This is a genomic window from Streptomyces rubradiris (assembly GCF_016860525.1).
Lineage (GTDB): Bacteria > Actinomycetota > Actinomycetes > Streptomycetales > Streptomycetaceae > Streptomyces > Streptomyces rubradiris.
The window spans coordinates 510,568-528,544 of sequence record NZ_BNEA01000001.1 but is presented as its reverse complement, the minus strand read 5'-3'; the positions used below and the strand labels follow the sequence as shown (position 1 = coordinate 528,544).

The following is a 17,977-nucleotide window of genomic DNA, read 5'->3' as shown; positions in this document are numbered from 1 at the left end:
GGCCGGGCCGGAGCGGCGTTCGGCGTCCAGCGGGCCGGTCCTGCAGTCCCCCACGGCGGGTCTGTCTCCCGGAACGGCGAGGATGGGTCGCAGGTCGGATGCTGTGCGGTGTGCGTCGTTCCCGGCGCGCCATGAGCGCTCACCCCGCGTAAGTCTGCCTTCGGGGCTCGGTCGGGCAACGCCGCAACGGCCCGTCCGCCGTGGACAGTCATGAGCATGCAACCCGTATGCTGCGACCGTCCGGCCAGCCGTCCACTGAAGGGAAACCGTCCCACTGTGTTCCAGGAGACTCCCGTCTACGACCGCCTCGTCGCCGAACGCGGCGACATCCCCGTCCAGGTCCGCGGTGAAGCCGACCGCATACGTCGCGACCTGGCGCAGGTACTGCCCCGGATGTCGGCCTCCCCGCTGGGTGCACCGCAGAACGTCTTCGAGCCCAGGCAGCTTCCCACCGCCCGGTGAGAACCGGGCGGCCGCTCCATGCCCCGCCGCATCGCCCGGCATTTCGCCACGGTGGTCCTGATCAGAGCCGCGGACGCGGAGGCGATGCAGCGGGTCGAGGGATGACCGAGCCGGGCTCCACTCCGCCCGCCCCGGAAGGGAGAGCGGAGCTGCCCGGCTGACGGGGCCTCAGGCCGCCGCCACCTCGTCGGCGATCGTCCGCTCCTCGCCCGCCGGGTGCGTCAGGCGGTGGACGAGCGCCGCGAGCAGGCCGCCGACCAGCGGCGCGACGATGAACAGCCACAGCTGCGACAGCGCGGCACCACCGGCGAACAGGGCCGGGCCGAGGCTGCGCGCCGGATTGACCGACGTACCGGTCAGCGGGATGCCGATGAGGTGGATGACGGCGAGGGCGATGCCGATCGGCAGGCCGTCGAAGCCGACGACCGCGACCCGGTGCGTCACCCCGAGCACCACGAACACGAGGAGGAAGGTCAGGACGACCTCGGCGAGGAACGCGCCGCCGGTGTTGATGCGCACATCGGACCGGTCCCCGTAGCCGTTGCTGCCGAAGGCACCGGCGGCTTGGAAGCCGGGCACCTGCTTGGCGAGCAGGAAGAGCAGGGCCGCCCCGGCGATGCCGCCGACGAACTGCGCGATCCAGTAGCCGATTGCGGTGGCCACGTCGATGCGGCGGGCGCACAGCATGCCCAGGGTCACCGCCGGGTTGACGTGGCACCCTGAGATCGGTCCGAGCGCGTAGGCGAGGGCGAGCAGCACGAAGCCGAAGGCCAGCGCGACCCCCTGGGTGCCGATGAACCTGACCGCCAGAACCGCGCAGCCCACGGCGAAGAAGACCAGAAGCAGAGTCCCGAGGAACTCCGACACCAACGCCCGCGTACGCATCGCCATCGCCACCACCCTCACCTACGTCGATTTCAGTCGCGTCGTAAGGAAGCCTGGGCCGTACGGGGTACGCGCGCCCGTCGGAGGGCCGTGACACGGGGCCGAACGAGTGACGGACGGACCTCGCCGGCCCTTCCTCGGTCACCTCGCGACGGCAGCGCGTGCGGCTTCGGCGGGCCGACCCGTCCAGCGGCGCGGGCGGCTCCGCGGCGGGGCCGCCGGTGTGCCCGGGGCGTCGTGGAGGTGGGGGCACCGACGAGAGCCGTCCCCCGGCGGTCACCTCGTGCCCTCCGGAGACGGGCCGGCCGGGAACCACGGCTCCGATGCAGCCGGGGGCGGCAGGGCCGCGCCCAGGCCGTGCGCCGCGTGGCCCGCGATCGCCGTGATGTCCGAGACCTCGACCAGAACGAACCGGAACAGGCTCACCGGTGGCACCGGCTGCAGACGGCCTCCGGACTCCGCGGAGGCGGCCGGGGACGCCGTGCGTGTCGTTCCCCTCGCGGACGACGCCCGCTCGCAAGACACGGTCGCGTCAAAGGTGGTGCGGGAGCACGTCGAGGAAAGCGCGCAGCGGGCGCGTCGCCGAGGCGACCACGTCGAACGTCCAGGAGAGACGGGCCGCGGTCGTGCGCGGATCACCGCACGGGAACCGCCGGGCTCTCACGGACCGGGTGCTTGCTCATGACCGACACCCGGTTGAACGCGTTCATGGTGATCGCGACCCAGATCACCGCGGAGATCTCGTCGTCGGAGAGCGTGGCGCGGGCTTCCGCGTAGGCCGTGGTCTGGGCGTCGGCGTCGGCGGGGCGGGTGGTGGCCTCGGCCAGGGCGAGGGCGGCGCGTTCCCGGGGGGTGAACAGCTCGGTGTCGCGCCAGGCCGCCAGGACGCCCAGCCGCTGGGTGGTCTCGCCCGCTCGCAGGGCGGCGCGGGTATGCAGATCGAGGCAGTAGGCGCAGGCGTTGAGCTGGGACACGCGCAGGTTGACCAGTTCCACGAGGGTCCGGTCGAGCCCGGCCGCGGCCGCCGCGTCCTTCGCGGCCTGCGCCGTCGCGGCGAGCGCGCGGTAGGCGTCGGGGTGCTGCTTGTCGATGAAGACCCGGTTGCCGGTTCCCGCCGCCGCCGTCTCGGTCATGTCGTCTCCTTCGTCGAGCGATCATTCGCCGCCCGCTCTATGATCGACGCATAGTTGTTGAAACTCAAACATTCTTTGGGGAGAGGGCCGGAACCGTGAGCAACACCGAAACGCAACCCGCCGAGTTGAAATGCGGCGGACCGGCCGGCGACGGGCCGTCCCCGGCCGTCGAGGTACTCACCGCCCGGCAGGTCCCGCTCGGCGGCCCGCGGGCCATGCCGGTGCGGCGCACCCTGCCCCAGCGCGCCCGCACGCTGATCGGAGCGTGGTGCTTCGCCGACCACTACGGCCCCGACGACGTGTCCGCGACGGGCGGCATGGACGTCGCACCGCACCCGCACACGGGTCTGCAGACGGTCAGCTGGCTCTTCAGCGGGGAGATCGAACACCGTGACAGCCTCGGCAGTCACGCCTTGGTCAGGCCCGGTGAGCTGAACCTCATGACCGGCGGGTTCGGGATCAGCCACACGGAGGTGTCCACCCCGCGCACGACGATCCTGCACGGCGTCCAGCTGTGGGTGGCGCTGCCCGGCGAACACCGTCACGCCGCCCGGGACTTCCAGCACTACGTACCCGGCCCGGTGCGGCTCGACGGCGGCACGGCCCGGGTCTTCCTCGGCACACTCGCCGGCGACACCTCACCGGTGCGCACCTTCACGCCCCTGCTCGGTGCGGAACTGTCCGTGGACCCGGGCGCCACGGTGACCCTCGGCGTCGACCCGGAGTTTGAGCACGGCCTCTTGGTGGACAGCGGTGACGTCCGTCTGGACGGCACGGCCCTGAAGCCGGCCGAACTCGGCTACGCCGCCCCCGGACGTGCCGAGCTCACCGTCGTGAACGAGGGACCCGGCACCGCACGGCTGGTACTGCTGGGCGGACCCCCCTTCGGCGAGGAGATCGTGATGTGGTGGAACTTCGTCGGCCGCACCCACGACGACATCGTCCGGGCACGCGAGGACTGGGAGAACGCCTCCGACCGCTTCGGCGGGGTCGAGGGATATCCGGGAGACCGTCTGCCCGCCCCGGCGCTGCCCAACGCCACCCTCACCCCGCGCCGGAACCCCGCTCCGGCCACGAAGGACGCGCGATGACAGAGCAGGCGTCCTCCGCCGTTCCCACCGTCCGCCACGTGCCGGACCGGTTCCGCTACGAGATAGCGGCCGACGGCCGAACCGCCGGCTTCACGGCCTACCGGGACCGCGGTGAACGGCAGCGGGTCTTCTACCACACCAAGATCTTCGAGGAGTTCTCCGGCCGGGGACTGGCGTCCCGGCTCGTCCGCGAGGCCCTGGGTGACGTGCGGGAAACGGGCAGACGGGTGGTCCCCGTCTGCCCGTACGTCAAGGCGTTCCTGGAGCGGCACGAGGAGTTCGCGGACATCACCGACCCCGTGACACCGGACGTGACGCGGTGGATCGAGGCGCAGCCGAGGTGACGCACCGCCCGCGGAGGGCCGGGTGACGACAGCGGTCGCCGCTCGGCGGTGTGCCTCCTCGTGTGCGGCGGGGAGGGGCACGTGTCGGCACACGTACCTGTGCGCCCACTGTAGCGCTCATCTGTGAGGTCACCCCGCTCCGAGGAGCGGTCCTGCTTAGCAATGGGTCTGGTGGGAAGTCGGAGGTGCACAGCCTCGCTCCGGCGGACCGGCGGGGCGGGTCGATCACCGGCCGAGGCAGTCAGCGTCTGCCCGTCACCTGAGGAGTGCCGTGACCGTTCGCATCGGAGTGGAAGAGGAATTCCACATCGTCGAGGTGGAGACGGGCCTGCTCGCACCCCGAGCCGACACCGTGCTGGAAACGCTCCCCGCAGAGACCTTCACGACCGAACTGCAGCAGGCGGCCGTCGAGACGAACAGCGGTGTGCACGCGTCCCTCGCCGGCCTGTACGACGACGTGATCAGCGCCAGACGCAGGCTCGACGGCGCGGCGAGCGCCCACGGGCTGGCCGTGGTGGCCGCCGGTACCGTGCCGCTCGCCCGCACGCAGGACACCCGCCCGACCGCCGGGCCCCGCTACCGCCACATGGTCGACGAATACCGCATGGTCGCCGACGAGCAGCTGATCTGCGGAACCCACGTCCACGTCGACGTACCCGACCGCGACCTGGCCGTGCGCCTCATGTGCGAGGTGTCCCCCTGGCTGCACGTCCTGCTGGCCCTGTCGGCCAGTTCCCCCTTCTGGCTGGGCGCCGACACCGGCTACGACAGCTGGCGGACCATGGTGTGGCAGCGGTGGCCCACCGCGGGCCCGCCGGGCTGCTACGCGGACGCCGCCGAGTACGACGCGGCCGTGCGGTGCCTGATCGACTCGGGTGTCATCAGCGACGCGGGCATGATCTACCACGACATCCGGCCGTCCGCCCACCAGCAGACCCTCGAACTGCGCATCTGCGACGCCTGCCCCCGGCCGGAGACGGTCGTCCTGGTCGCCGGGCTCTACCGCGCCCTGGTGACCGAGGCCCGCGCGCGGCTGGAGGCGGCGGACGCCCCCGGCTGCGCCGGACGGCACGAGTGGTTGCGCGCCGCCGCCTGGCGGGCCGCGCGGTCGGGCCTGGAAGGCGCCCTGATCGATCCCGAGACCCGGCACGAGGCACCCGCGGCGCAGGTCGTACGGCGCCTGCTGGCACGGGTGCGCCCGGCGCTGGAGGCCGCCGGGGACTGGACCACGGTCCGGGACCTCGCGGAACGGGCCCTCGCGACCGGCAGCGCCGCCCACCGCATGCGCCGCACCGCCGCGGAGGAGGACCTGCTCGCCTGCACCGATCTGGTGATCGCGGAGACCCGGGGCGACGACCAGCCGCGCCGCCGGCCCACCGCTCCCGCCCGGAACCTCGCCCCCCACGGGCGGCCCCTCGCCCGCCCCTCCGGGGCCGGCCGGGCCGGAATCGCCGGCCGCTGAGCACTCGCGGCACCCCCGTGTCCGCGCACTCGTGTCCACGCACGCGCCCCCTCCCGTACCCACTCTCGTCACGAAGGAGAAGCACCACCGTGTCGATCAGTCCCGGCCACATAACGGCGGGCGGCCCGCCGCCCGTCCCGTGCGACCCGTACCCGCGGTGGGGAGGTCGTTGCCGATGTGCGGCCTGAGCGGAGAGATGCGCTTCGACGGCACGCGCCCCGACCCGGCGGCCGTCGAGCGGATGAACGACCGGCTCGCCGCCCGCGGACCCGACGGGGAGGGGGTGTGGTCACGGGACGCCGTCGCGCTGGGGCACCGCCGTCTGAAGATCATCGACCTCTCCGAGCGCGGGGCGCAGCCCCTGACCGACACCGGGCAGCAGATCACCGGCGTCTTCAACGGGTGCATCTACAACTACCAGGAGCTGCGCGCGGAACTGACGGCCCTCGGCCACCGGTTCAGGTCCACCTCCGACACCGAGGTCCTCCTCGCGGCCTACCGGCAGTGGGGCACCGCCTGCGTCGACCGCTTCTACGGCATGTTCGCCTTCGCCCTCGTCGAGCACCGGACCGGCCGCCTGGTCCTGGGCCGCGACCGGCTCGGCATCAAACCCCTGTACCTCGCACAGACCCCGGGGCGGCTGCGCTTCGCCTCCTCGCTGCCCGCCCTGCTCGCGGCCGGCGGCGTGGACACCTCCCTCGACCCGGCCGCCGTACACCAGTACCTCAGCTGGCACGCGACCGTGGCCGCCCCCCGGACCGTGCTGGCGGGGGTGCGCAAGCTCCCCCCGGCCACCGTGCGGGTCGTCGAGCCGGACGGCACCTACCAGGAACACCGCTACTGGCAGCCGTCGTACACCCGCCGCCCCGAGCACGCCGGCATGGGCGCCGCCGAGTGGCGGGACGCGGTACTGGACGCGCTGCGCACCGCCGTACGCCGCCGGATGGTCGCCGACGTCCCGGTCGGTGTTCTGCTGTCCGGGGGACTGGACTCCAGCCTGATCGTGGCCCTGCTGGCCGACGAGGGGCAGCGGGACCTGGCCACGTTCAGCGTGGGCTTCGAGGCGGAGGGCGGCGACGAAGGGGACGAGTTCCGCTACTCCGACCTGGTGGCCAGGGAGTTCGCCACCGACCACCACCGGTTCGTGGTGCCCTCGCGGCGCGTGTCGACGGCCCTGGACGCGGCGGTCGCGGCGATGAGCGAGCCCATGATGAGCCACGATGTGGTCGCCTTCCACCTGCTGTCCGAGCAGGTGTCCAAGAACGTCAAGGTGGTCCAGAGCGGACAGGGTGCCGACGAGATCTTCGCCGGTTACCACTGGTACCCGCGACTGGCGTCCGCGGCCCGCGAAGAGGAGCCGCAGAGGTACGCCGAGACGTACTTCGACCGGTCGCACGCCGACCTCGCCACCATGCTGCGCCCGGACATGCTGCCGCGGGACGACGTCTCCGGCCGGTTCGTCCGGGAGCACATGGCGGCGCCGGGGGCCGAGACGGCCCTCGACGCCGCCCTGCGCCTCGACACCCACGTCATGCTGGTCGACGACCCGGTCAAGCGGGTCGACAACATGACGATGGACTGGGGCCTGGAGGCCCGCGTGCCCTTCCTGGACCACGAACTGGTCGAGCTGGCCGCCGCCTGCCCGCCGGAGCTGAAGCTGGCCGACGGCGGCAAGGGCGTCCTGAAGGAGGCCGGCCGCAAACTGCTGCCCCGCGAGGTGGTCGACCGGCCCAAGGGCTACTTCCCGGTCCCGGCGATCACGCACATGGCCGGACCCGTCCTCCAGAGGGTGCGCGAGGCGCTGACCGCCCCCGAGGCCAGGCGCCGCGGCGTCTTCCAGGACTCCTACGTCGCCGGACTGCTGGCGGCCCCCGACCGACACCGCACCAGGCGCGGAGCGAACGCGTTGTGGCAAGTGGCTTTGCTGGAGATATGGCTGCAGACGCACGGAATCTGACCGGGGAGCCCTTCGTGGCACGCTCGCCCGACGCCGGCCCCGCCGGCGCCGGGCGGCCCGCGACCGCCCACCCGAAGCGGACCGTCCCCCCGCCCCCGCCGGACCCGGGCGGCCCTGCCCCCGCCTTCGCCGCACCCGCCCGCGTCCCGTTGCCGGACGCCTCCGGGCCGCGCGAGGCGACGACGCGGCTCATCGCGCACGGCTGCTGGTACCCCTCGCCCGACCCGTCCGGCACCCGCGTCGCCTTCATCTGCGACCGGGGCGGCGTGCCCCAGCTCTGGACCGGGCCCGTCGACGGCGAGGACGTGCACCTGCTCGACGACGGACCGGACCCCGTGACCGAGGTGTCCTGGTCGCCCGACGGCCGCTGGATCGCCTACACCACGGCTCCCGGCGGCGGTGAGCACACCCGGGTACTGTGCGTCCGCCCCGACGGCGGCGACCGGCACATCCTCGCCGGGGCCGAGCCCGGCAGCTCCGCCCACTTGGGCTGCTGGGCGTACGACGGGTCGGCGGTCGCGGTCACCGTCGCGGTGCCCACCGCCGTACCCGGCCCGGACGCCACGGCGGAGGCCGGTGCGCCCGGCCCCGGCGCGGCCGACGGCCTCCTGCCGGCCCACTGGCGGGACCGGGCGGGCGACACCCGGCTCCTCGGTCCGGCACCCCACACGGCCCCCGGCCCCGGACTGCCGTCACCCGTGCTCACGGTGCCGACGGCGGCGATCGGCGCACCGGGCGGCAGGACCGCCCCGGCCGCCGGATTCGGCGACGGACTGTCGGCGTACCTCGTCGACCCCGACGGTGTCGCCGCCCCCGTCCTGCTCGCCGTCGAACAGGACGCGGCGACGCTCCGCGTGTGCGACCTCAGCCGGGACGGCGCGTTCGCGCTGCTGCGCCGGGGGCCCCGCGGCCGGCGCGAGGCCGTCGTACTGCGCACCGCCGACCTGGAGACGACCTGTGTGATGCCGGTGGCCGACGGGGACCCGTGGATCGGCGGCTTCTCACCCCGCGCGGACACCCTCTGGCTGCGCAGCAACGCCCACCGGGAGTTCGCGGTCCTGCTCGCCGCCGGGCTCGACCCGGAAGGACGCCCGCGCGGCTGGTCGGCCGCCGCCTCGCGGGAGAACAGCGACCTGGAACTGCTGCGGTGTGCCCGTGACGGCGGTTCTGTCGTGCTCGCCTGGAACGTCCGGGGCGTGAGCGAGCTGGAGGTCCTGGACACGAGCGGGGCCGGCGGGCCGGGGTCGTACGCGAGCGGGGGCGGCGGGCCGGGGTCGAATGCGGGCGGGGACGGTGGCCCGGGGCCGGGCGCGGGCGCGCCTGCCCGGTCCGGGCGGAACGGGGACGCGCCCGCCCGGCACGGGCGGAGCGGGGACGCGGTCGCCCGGCCCGGGCCGGAGCCGGTCCCGCCCCGGCCCGTGCCCCTGCCGCACGAAGTGGTCACCCGCATCACGGCGGCCGGCCCCCGGCTGCTGCTGGCCCTGTCCGGGTCCCGCCGCCGCCCCGGTATCTGGTGGCTGCCCGACGGGGCGAGTCCGGTGCGCACCCCGTGGTCGTCACGCGACGAGGACGCCGTCCCGCCGGGCCGCCCGCCCGTGCGGCCGGTCCCGCTGCGCCCCACCGCCCGGGACGGGCTGCCGCTGAACGGCTGGTACTACCGCGCGCCGGGCCGTGCCCCCGGCGAACCGGCACCCTGCGTCATCCATCTGCACGGCGGTCCCGAGGACCAGGAACGCCCCGTGCTCGACCCGCTCTACCACGAGATCCTCGGACGGGGAGTCGACGTCTTCGCACCCGATGTCCGCGGGTCGTCCGGATACGGCCGGTCGTTCGTCGACGCGGACCTGGGCAGGGGACGGTTCGCCGCGATCGACGACGTGGCGGACTGCGCCGCCCACGCCGTGCTGTCCGGCCTGGCCGACCCCGCGCGGCTGGCGGTGATGGGACGTTCCTACGGCGGCTACCTCACCTTCGCCTCCCTGGTCTGGCACCCGGACCTCTTCCGCACCGGGATCGCGGTGTGCGGCATGTCGGACCTCGCGACGTTCTTCGAGGGCACCGAACCCTGGATCGCCCAGTCGGCGGCCCACAAGTACGGCCATCCCGAACGCGACCGCGAACTGCTGCGGGCGCTGTCACCGATGAGCCGCGTCGACGCACTGCGGGCACCGGTGCTCGCCGTGCACGGGGAGCACGACACCAATGTGCCGCCGGGGGAGTCGGAGCAGTTCGTACGGGCGGCACGCGAACGCGGTGTCACCGCCGAACTGCTCACCCTGCCCGACGAAGGACACGAGTTCCTCCGCGCCGACAACCGCCGCCTCTTCCGCCGCGCCGCCGCCGACTGGCTGCAGCGGCAGCTGGGCACCTGACCGTGCGGGCACCCGCGCGTCGCCGGACCGGCCCGGGGTACCCGGAAACGGCCCTGCCACCGAGCGAGGAGCACGCCATGACCGGGAAAGGACCACCGGCCCGCGCTGGCCGGGGTGCCGACGGTGCGGGCGGCGCCGGCGATGCCCGCGGTGCCGCCGGTCGGCGGGCCGGACGGCTCCGGGAGACGGCCGCCGAGGTGTTCGGCTGGAAGGAGCTGCGTCCCGGACAGCTCACCGCCATGGAGTGGGTGCTGGAGGGACGGGACTGTCTCGTCGTCATGCCGACCGGATCGGGCAAGTCCGCCGTGTACCAGGTCCCCGCCCTGCTGCTGGCCGGGCCGGTCGTCGTCGTGTCTCCGCTGCTGGCCCTGCAACGGGACCAGATCGCGGGACTGCCCGGCGGCGAGCGCGGCCCGGGCGCCGTCGCCGTCAACTCCGACCTCGGCGCGGCCGGGACCGAGGACGCCTGGGCGGCGGTGCGCGAAGGGTCGGTGCGGTACGTCTACCTGTCCCCGGAGCAACTGGCCAAGGACGACGTCGTACAGCGGCTGGCCGAGGCGCGCCCGGCCCTCTTCGTGGTGGACGAGGCCCAGTGCGTGTCTTCCTGGGGCCACGACTTCCGGCCCGACTACCTGCGCCTGGCCCAGGCCGTACGCGGGCTGGGCCGTCCGCCCGTCCTCGCGCTCACGGCGACCGCCGCGCCTCCGGTACGGCAGGACATCGTCGAACGGCTCGGCATGGACCGGCCGCGGCAGCTCGTCACCGGGTTCGACCGGCCCAACATCAGGCTCGACGTGCGCCGTCACCTGGACGACGACGAACGGCGCTCCCGCGTCGTCGAGGACGCCGCGGCCGCTCCCAAGCCCGGCATCGTCTACGCGGCGACGCGCAAGGACAGCGAGTCGTACGCCGCTCAGCTGGCCTCCCTCGGTTTCGCGGCCGGCGCCTACCACGCGGGCCTGCGCGCCGCCGAACGCCGCCGGACCCACGAGGCGTTCCTCTCCGGCGACCTGGATGTCGTGGCGGCCACCTCGGCCTTCGGGATGGGCATCGACAAGGAGAACGTGCGGTTCGTGCTGCACGCGTCGCTGCCGGGCTCCCTGGACGCCTACTACCAGGAGATCGGGCGCTGCGGCCGCGACGGACGGCCCGCCCTCGCCGTACTGCACTACCGCGCCGAGGACACGGGGATGCAGGCGTACTTCACCAGCCGCACGCCCCGCCCGGAGGCCGTGGACGCGGTCGTACGGGCGGTCCACGCCCACCGCGACGCGCCACCGGACGTCGCCGGACTGCGCCGGGACACCGACCTGTCGCGCGCCAGGGTCACCGCGGCCGTGAACCTGCTGGAGGAGGCCGGTGCCCTGGTCACGGACGCCTCGGGTGCCATCCGGCCGGTCCGGGGCACGACACCGTCACGCGCGGTGCGCCGCGCCGTGGACACCGCCGAGGCCCACAAGCGCATGGACCGTTCACGCGTGGACATGGCACGGGCGTACGCCGAGACCACCGGCTGCCGGCGGCGCTTCCTCCTGGGCTACTTCGGGGAGGAGTACGAGGCCCCCTGCGGCAACTGCGACACGTGCGACCAGCCGGAGAGCGGCGATGGCGACGCGACCGGCACCCAGCGGCATCCGGACGCCGGCGCCTATCCGCCGGGAGCCGCGGTACGGCACGGGGAGTGGGGCGGCGGCACCGTACTGAGCGAGGAGGGCGACCGCATCACCGTACTCTTCGACGAGGTCGGCTACCGCACGCTCTCCCTGGACGCCCTGGCCGCACGGGACGACCTGCTCACCGTGGTGAGCGGCCCGGACGGGAGCGAGGCCGAGCCGTGAGCCGACGGTGCTCGCGAACGCCCGGCCCCACGGTGATCCGATCCGCCGCGCGCGTGCGGAATCCGCCACCGCGACAGAAGGAGGCAGCACAGATGAACGCCCTCGCGTACTCCGGCGCCGACCAGCGCCGCCCCACCGGACGAGGTGCCGACATGAGGCTGCTCGGCATCTACCTCAACGACCACCTGGCCGGCGCCACCGCCGGTACCGACCGTGCCGCCCGCCTGGCGCGCACCGCCCGCGGTTCCGCGCTCGGTCGCGCCATCGAGCCCGTGGCGGCCGAGATCGCCGAGGACCGGACCGCGCTGCTGGACATCATGAGGGACCTCGGCGTCCCCGTCCGCCGTTACAAGGTGTGCGCGGGCTGGGCGGCCGAGAAACTGGGACGGCTCAAGCCCAACGGCCACCTGGTGCGTCCCTCACCCCTCGGCACCGTCCTGGACCTGGAGGCCCTGCGGCTGGGGGTCGAGGGGAAAACGGCCTGCTGGCAGGTCCTGTCCCGCCTCGGCACCACCGACGAGCGCCTGGACCCCGCCCGGCTCGCCACCCTGCTGGAACGAGCCCGGCGGCAACAGGAAACGATCGAGGCCTGGCGCGCCCGCCAGGCCGAGGAGGCCCTGGCGGGAAGAAGGAGCTGAGCGGCACCTTCTCGCATCCGCGGCGCTGTGCGGGTTCTCGCCGTCGGACCGCGGTTGACCACGAGCACGCGTACGTGCCGAGCGTGACGGCGAGTCCGGGCGGCCCGGCCCCGGGGCCGCTCACTCTTCACGTGTCGGCGACCGCCGTGGGCCGCGCGAGCCGCGGGGAGGGCCCCTCGGCGACCGGCACGGTTGTGCGGTGCTGATGCACCGCCAGGGCGACACGGACCGCTCCGGCCCAGACCAGGGCGGACCCGCACAGATGCAGGATGACCGCCACCGAGGGCAAGGAGGCCAGCGACTGGAACACCCCGACAGCCCCCTGCGCCACGAAGACGGCCAAGAACACACCGGCACGCCCGCGGGCCGGGGAACCGCCGGGCAGCGCGGCGAACAGCAGGCCGCCCACGACGAGGCACCCCGCGGCGAGCACACCGTGCACGACGGTGACGCCCGCCCAGTCGAACGGCATCCGGTCCACGTCGGAGGAGTCGCCGGCGTGGGGCCCGGAACCGGTGACCGCGGTGCCCGCGACGAGCAGTACGGCTGTCCCGGCGAGCAGCAGTCGGCTCAAAGGTGACGGCACGCCGCGACGGAACCACCGGCGCGGGCACCTCGTGATCCAGCCGCCGCACGCGTACCCAGGTGACCGTCGCCGTGGCCAGCAACAGCGCGGCGGCGAGGAAGTGAGCGGCGACGATGTACGGGCTGAGCCGCAGCCACACCGTGACGCCGCCGACGACGGCGTTGAGGACGACGACCCAGAACTGGGCCCATGCCCCGCGCAGTACCGGGCGCGAGGGATCACGTTGCAGCCGTGCGGCGATGATGAGCCAGCCGACCACCGCGCACAGCGCACCGGTCAGCAGCCTGTTGCCGAACTCGATCGCACCGTGCACTCCCATCTCGGCCGTGGGCGCCAGGCTCTGGCCGGTGCACGAGGGCCACTCCGGGCAGCCGAGCCCCGACCCCGTGACCCGTACGACACCCCCGGTGACGATGATCAACACGGCTGCCACCACGGACGTCACCGCGGCCGTGCGCAGACTGCGCGGCCCCCAGGTGTGGCGACGGGCTAACCAGGACAGCGGTGTCCGCACGACGACTCCTTGCCGACGATGTGCCGTATCCCCCTCGGCCACCCTAGCCGGGCCTCTGGGAGGGCGGTTCCGATGGTGTGGGGTGCGAGTGGGATCCGACGGCGAGGCGTTGGGGACGAGGACGCCAGGGCTCGCCGGCCGGGGGCGACACCTTCACCAAAGGGGCGAACAGGCAGGCAGCGGGCCGCGCTTCAGGAGCGGGTCGTCGGCTTGCGGGGCGGTGGGACGGCGCGCAGCAGTTCCCACAGCGGGCGTGAGCCGGACGCCCAGACTCCGAGGGTACGGCGGTCGACCACGTGGAGGCGCTGCTGCTCGGCGAAGTCGACGGCGGGTGCGGTGACGCGTCCGTTGGTGACGATGACCGCGATGTCGGCGCCGTGGACCTGGCGCGCCGTGCCGTTGAGGACCTGGAGGTCCGGTGTGCCCACGGCGGAGCCGGCGAGGCCGTCGCGGCGGTGTTTGCACTGGATCACCCAGCGCCTGCCGTAGGGGTCGGTGGCCTTGACGTCGGCGCCCAGGTCGCCGCCGCCCCCGACGCGCACCGCGTCCTGGCAGCCGTCGCGACGCATCAAGTCGCGTACCGCGTACTCGAACCGGGTGTGGTGCAGGGCGTCCAGCTGGGCGAGTCCGTAGCGCAGGCCTTGTGCGCGGACCGCCGCCCACCGCGCCCTCTGCCGCCTGTGGTACAGCCAGCCACCGCCGGCCGGCACCGCGAGCCCGCCGGCAACGGCCAGGACCCACCAGTGGACGAGCAGCCAGTTGACGACGGTCACCGCCAGGGCGACGGCGAAGACCACGGCCACCAGAAGGCCGATCAGCCGGTCCTCGGCGCGCTGCCGCCCCCGCCCCCGGCCCGGCCCGCGGGAACGCCGCCGGGCCGACGGGCGCCCGGCCTTCGCCGCCCGGACTCGGCGGGTGCGCGGACTCACCGGCCGGCCCGCGTGACGCCGCTCGCGAGCTTTTCGAGGAGGACGCCCCGAGCCGCCGGAGCCGGGGCGATCAGGACGCCCGACGGCAGGACGACGTCCGCGAGCAGCACCGCCACGTCGATGGTCAGCAACCGTCCAGACCTCCCCGCCGTCCGGCCATCCTTACGGCGAGACGGCGGAAACGCCGTCCCAGCGTTCTTGTGTAGCGGCGCCCGCATGACGTTGGCGGCCGGTTGCCGACGAATGGCACAAACCCATCGGACCTGGCCGGATACCGTGCGTCGGATCAGCCGGGGACGCGTCGCCGTTCAGTACGGGACGAGGGTCTTCCGGCCAGCGGAAGGCGCCCTGTGCACAGGCCCGTGTCCGCAGCACTCTGGAGAACCCGCGGCGCCCGCTCCGGCCTCCCGGGTCATGGGGCAGTGGCGTCCGAAATCCCTGAATCCCCGGAGGAGATGACGATGACGACGACGTCATTCGCGCGCGACCAGTGGTACGTGGCCGCCTACGGCAGCGAGATCGGGAGGGAGTTGTTCACCCGGACCGTGTGCGGCGAGCCGATCCTCTTCTGGCGTACGGAGGCAGGCGAGGTCACCGCCATGGCCGAACGCTGCGTACACCGCCGTTTCCCGCTCTCCGAGAAGCCGAGCCGGCTGGACGGCGACACGGTCGTCTGCGGCTACCACGGCTTCACCTACGGAGCCGACGGCGTGTGCGTGCGGGTGCCCGGCCAGAGGCGTGTGCCGCGCACCGCCCGGCTCGCCTCCTACCCCGTCAAGGAGCAGGACTCCTTCGTGTGGGTGTGGATCGGTGACAAGGAAAAGGCCGACGAGGCGCTCATCCCCCGCGCCCCCTGGCTGGACTCGCCCGGCTACACCACCATCAGCGGCATGGAACCGCTGGCGGCCCGTTACGGCCTCCTCGTCGACAACCTGCTCGACCTGTCCCACGAGACGTACCTGCACGGCGGCTACATCGGCACCCCCGAGGTCGCCGAGACCCCCATCACCACCGAGGTCGACGAGAAGGCCGGCGTCGTCCGGGTCAGCCGCCACATGGACGACGCGGACTGCCCGCCGTTCTACGCCAGGTCCACCGGCATCGACGGCCGCATCACGCGCTGGCAGGACATCGAGTACCACGCCCCCTGCCTGTACCTGCTGCACTCGCGCGTCGCCCCCGTCGGCACACCCGGCCCGGGCGTGGACGGCAGCGACCCGGGCGCCTTCCACGTCGAGGTCGTCTACGCCATCACGCCCGAAACCGGGACCACCACCCACGACTTCTGGGCCGTGGCCCGCGACTTCGCCCTGGACGACCAGGCGGTCACCGACTTCCTGTACGAGAACAACCGGACCGTGGTCCTCCAGGACGTCGTCGCCCTGAACAGGCTGGAGCAGGTCATCGCCTCCGAACCGGCCGGGACGCAGGAGCTCAGCATCAACATCGACACCGGTGGCCTGGCCGCTCGCCGCCTCCTCGAACGACTCGTCGCGGCCGGCGCGACCGACTCCGCGGCGGCCGTCCGATGAGCCCGCGGCCCACGCCCGTGCTCGACGGGGACACGGTGTACCGGGTCGTGTGGATCCCCGGCACGGACCGGCTCGGCGGCTGGTGCTGGTGCGGCGAGTCCCGGGATTGCGAGGACCCGGTGGAACTGTGGGAGTGGCTGCTCGCCCACCCCGCCGGGCACCCGGGACCGGGGCCCGCCCCCGCCCCGGCCCCCTCCGCGCCAGGTCCCGGCCACGTCGTCGGCGCCTGACCCCGCGTACCCCTCCATGTGCACGTGCTCCCGCCCCTGCGGGAGTTCGCGTACTCGCGTACTCAAGGAACCCTGATGCCCGGAAACACCACCACGCCACCCGAGGCCGGACTCGACCTCGTCGTGGCCCGACGCACGGACGAGGCCGCCGGTGTGGTCTCGCTCGACCTGCGGCGGGCCGACGGCGCTCCGCTGCCCGCCTGGACGCCCGGCGCGCACATCGACCTCGTGCTCGCCCCGGATCTCGTACGGCAGTACTCGCTGTGCTCCTCGCCTCAGGACGCCCGCGTATGGCGTGTCGCCGTCCTGCGGGAGAAGGAAGGCCGCGGCGGTTCCCTGCACGTGCACGACAAGCTGTCCGAGGGCGATCCGGTCCGGGTGCGCGGCCCGCGCAACCACTTCGCCCTGGAGGACGCCGATGCGTACCTCTTCATCGCCGGCGGCATCGGCATCACCCCGATCGTCTCCATGCTGGAGCGGGCCGAACGGCTGGGCAGCGCATGGGAGTTGGTTTACGGAGGACGGACGCTCGCGTCGATGGCCTTCCATGACGTGCTCGGCACGCGGTACGGGGAGCGGGTGCGAATCCGGCCCGAGGACGTGTACGGGCTCCTCGACCTCGACGCGCTCCTGGGGACACCGCGCCCCGGCACACTCGTCTACTGCTGCGGGCCCGAACCGCTGCTCAAGGCCGTCGAGGAGCGGTGCGCCGACTGGCCGGCCGACGCCCTCCACGTCGAGCGGTTCACACCGGGGGAGCCTCGGGTGCCCCTGCGGGACGGGGCGTTCGAGGTCGAGCTGGCGCGGAGCGGCATCACGGTGACCGTCCCGCCGGACAGGTCCGTGCTGCGGGCGGTCGAGGAGGCCGGGGTGCGGGTCCTCTCCTCCTGCCGTGCGGGCACGTGCGGCACCTGTGAGACGACCGTGCTCGAAGGTACGGTCGACCACCGCGACTCCCTCCTCACCCCCGCCGAACGGGAGGCGCACGACACGATGATGATCTGCGTCTCCCGGGCGGCGGGCCCGAGGCTGGTCCTGGATCTGTGACGGCCGATCAGCGACCCGCTGCCCCGAATACTCACCACCGTGTTGACGGCCGCCAAGACCCTGCCTAGCTTTTCGGGACGACGTGCCTGCGTCCGCTGTGGAGCAGCGCGCACCTGAACAAGGAGGTCCGCATGCGGCGCCGAGCCCCGGCCGACAGCTGCTCGGTGACGGCCAGGGCGCTGCGAGTGCTGGAAGCCTTCGCTCCGGACCGGCCCGTCCTGCGGCTCGCCGAGATCTCCCGCCACACCGGCCTGCCCCTCACCACCACGCACCGGCTGGTGAAGGAACTGACCGGCTGGGGCGCGCTCGAACGCGAGGCGGACGGCGGCTACCGCATCGGGCTGCGGCTGTGGGAGATCGCCTCGCTCGCCCCGCGCGGCCTGGGCCTGCGCGAGGCCGCCCTGCCGTACCTCTCCGACCTCGCGCACATCACCCGCGAGAACGTGCAGCTCGCCGTCCGCGAGGAATTGTCCGTCGTCTACGTGGAACGACTCGCCGGCCGTGACGCGGTCCGGGTCCTCACCCGCGTCGGCGGGCGATTCGACCTCGCGTCCACCGGCGTCGGCCTCGTCCTGCTCGCCCACGCACCCCGGGAGGTGCAGGAACGGGTGCTCTCCCAACCGTTCGCACGGCACACGGAGAGGACGCTGTGCACCCCGGACGAGGTGCGCCGCGCTCTCGCCGAGGTGCGCCGTACCGGGGTCGCCATCAGTGACCGGCAGGTGACGATGGACGCCGTGTCGGTCGCCGCCCCCGTGTGCGGGCCGGACCGTACCGCCGTCGCGGCCGTCTCGGTCGTCGCCCACGTCGACGCCGTGAACCCGCACGCCCTCGTCCCGCTGGTGCAGGTCGCGGCGCGCGGGATCGCACGGACTCTCGGGGCCCGGCTCGGTACCTCGGCCGTCTGACGGACGCGGTGGGGCCGACGGCTGGTGGGGGCGTCGGCGCCCCTCCGCA

General features: G+C 73.6%; 17 protein-coding genes and 1 pseudogene. 12 read left to right on the top strand and 6 right to left on the bottom strand.

Going from position 1 to position 17,977, the window contains the following annotated elements:
• Positions 1–276 precede the first annotated feature (276 nt).
• A complete protein-coding gene (locus Srubr_RS02545) occupies positions 277–462 on the top strand; it encodes a hypothetical protein (protein ID WP_189993242.1) in 186 nt (61 codons plus the stop codon).
• A gap of 168 nt (positions 463–630) precedes the next feature.
• Here Srubr_RS02545 and Srubr_RS02540 read toward each other — a convergent pair whose 3' ends face one another.
• Positions 631–1,347, bottom strand: a complete 717-nt coding sequence (locus Srubr_RS02540) for an MIP family channel protein (protein WP_189993683.1) — start codon at positions 1,345–1,347, stop codon at positions 631–633.
• A 635-nt stretch (positions 1,348–1,982) separates the two neighbouring features.
• Positions 1,983–2,480 (bottom strand): carboxymuconolactone decarboxylase family protein, encoded by a 498-nt coding sequence (locus Srubr_RS02535; RefSeq protein WP_189993240.1) that lies wholly within the window; start codon positions 2,478–2,480, stop codon positions 1,983–1,985.
• A gap of 95 nt (positions 2,481–2,575) precedes the next feature.
• On the opposite strand from Srubr_RS02535, the gene Srubr_RS02530 reads away from it, so the two are divergent.
• From Srubr_RS02530 to Srubr_RS02500, 7 genes are all read left to right on the top strand, one after another.
• Positions 2,576–3,571 (top strand): pirin family protein, encoded by a 996-nt coding sequence (locus Srubr_RS02530; protein ID WP_189993238.1) that lies wholly within the window; start codon positions 2,576–2,578, stop codon positions 3,569–3,571.
• Positions 3,568–3,915: a GNAT family N-acetyltransferase gene (locus Srubr_RS02525; protein ID WP_189993236.1), complete on the top strand. Its 348-nt coding sequence runs from the start codon at positions 3,568–3,570 to the stop codon at positions 3,913–3,915. The genes Srubr_RS02530 and Srubr_RS02525 overlap by 4 nt, the downstream gene beginning before the upstream one ends.
• 271 nt (positions 3,916–4,186) lie before the next feature.
• Positions 4,187–5,377: a carboxylate-amine ligase gene (locus Srubr_RS02520; RefSeq protein ID WP_189993234.1), complete on the top strand. Its 1,191-nt coding sequence runs from the start codon at positions 4,187–4,189 to the stop codon at positions 5,375–5,377.
• Between the two features lie 175 nt (positions 5,378–5,552).
• Positions 5,553–7,334, top strand: coding sequence for an N-acetylglutaminylglutamine amidotransferase (locus tag Srubr_RS02515; RefSeq protein WP_189993232.1), 1,782 nt, complete (start codon positions 5,553–5,555; stop codon positions 7,332–7,334).
• A complete protein-coding gene (locus Srubr_RS02510) occupies positions 7,310–9,706 on the top strand; it encodes a prolyl oligopeptidase family serine peptidase (RefSeq protein ID WP_229926592.1) in 2,397 nt (798 codons plus the stop codon). The genes Srubr_RS02515 and Srubr_RS02510 overlap by 25 nt, the downstream gene beginning before the upstream one ends.
• A gap of 77 nt (positions 9,707–9,783) precedes the next feature.
• Positions 9,784–11,544, top strand: coding sequence for a RecQ family ATP-dependent DNA helicase (locus Srubr_RS02505; protein ID WP_189993230.1), 1,761 nt, complete (start codon positions 9,784–9,786; stop codon positions 11,542–11,544).
• A gap of 92 nt (positions 11,545–11,636) precedes the next feature.
• On the top strand, positions 11,637–12,182 hold the full coding sequence (locus Srubr_RS02500) for a hypothetical protein (RefSeq protein ID WP_189993228.1): 546 nt from the start codon (positions 11,637–11,639) through the stop codon (positions 12,180–12,182).
• 127 nt (positions 12,183–12,309) lie between these two features.
• Here Srubr_RS02500 and Srubr_RS40175 read toward each other — a convergent pair whose 3' ends face one another.
• The 4 genes and pseudogenes from Srubr_RS40175 to Srubr_RS41290 form a co-directional block, all read right to left on the bottom strand.
• Positions 12,310–12,768 (bottom strand): COX15/CtaA family protein, encoded by a 459-nt coding sequence (locus tag Srubr_RS40175; protein WP_229926591.1) that lies wholly within the window; start codon positions 12,766–12,768, stop codon positions 12,310–12,312.
• A 91-nt stretch (positions 12,769–12,859) separates the two neighbouring features.
• A pseudogene (locus tag Srubr_RS40170) lies at positions 12,860–13,192 on the bottom strand (COX15/CtaA family protein); the annotation flags it as partial.
• A gap of 281 nt (positions 13,193–13,473) precedes the next feature.
• A complete protein-coding gene (locus Srubr_RS02490) occupies positions 13,474–14,211 on the bottom strand; it encodes a restriction endonuclease (protein WP_189993226.1) in 738 nt (245 codons plus the stop codon).
• The gene (locus Srubr_RS41290; RefSeq protein WP_268257573.1) at positions 14,208–14,342 is read right to left on the bottom strand and encodes a hypothetical protein; all 135 of its coding nucleotides are present in this window, start codon (positions 14,340–14,342) and stop codon (positions 14,208–14,210) included. The genes Srubr_RS02490 and Srubr_RS41290 overlap by 4 nt, the downstream gene beginning before the upstream one ends.
• 330 nt (positions 14,343–14,672) lie before the next feature.
• Between Srubr_RS41290 and Srubr_RS02485 the strand changes: the two genes are divergently transcribed.
• From Srubr_RS02485 to Srubr_RS02470, 4 genes are all read left to right on the top strand, one after another.
• Entirely contained in the window at positions 14,673–15,743 is a 1,071-nt protein-coding gene (locus Srubr_RS02485; RefSeq protein ID WP_189993224.1) for an aromatic ring-hydroxylating dioxygenase subunit alpha, read from the top strand.
• Positions 15,740–15,973, top strand: coding sequence for a hypothetical protein (locus tag Srubr_RS02480; protein ID WP_189993222.1), 234 nt, complete (start codon positions 15,740–15,742; stop codon positions 15,971–15,973). Before Srubr_RS02485 ends, Srubr_RS02480 begins: the two co-directional genes overlap by 4 nt.
• 75 nt (positions 15,974–16,048) lie before the next feature.
• Positions 16,049–17,020 (top strand): PDR/VanB family oxidoreductase, encoded by a 972-nt coding sequence (locus Srubr_RS02475; protein ID WP_189993220.1) that lies wholly within the window; start codon positions 16,049–16,051, stop codon positions 17,018–17,020.
• Positions 17,021–17,151: 131 nt separating this feature from the next.
• Positions 17,152–17,928, top strand: a complete 777-nt coding sequence (locus tag Srubr_RS02470) for an IclR family transcriptional regulator (RefSeq protein ID WP_189993218.1) — start codon at positions 17,152–17,154, stop codon at positions 17,926–17,928.
• Positions 17,929–17,977 lie beyond the last annotated feature (49 nt).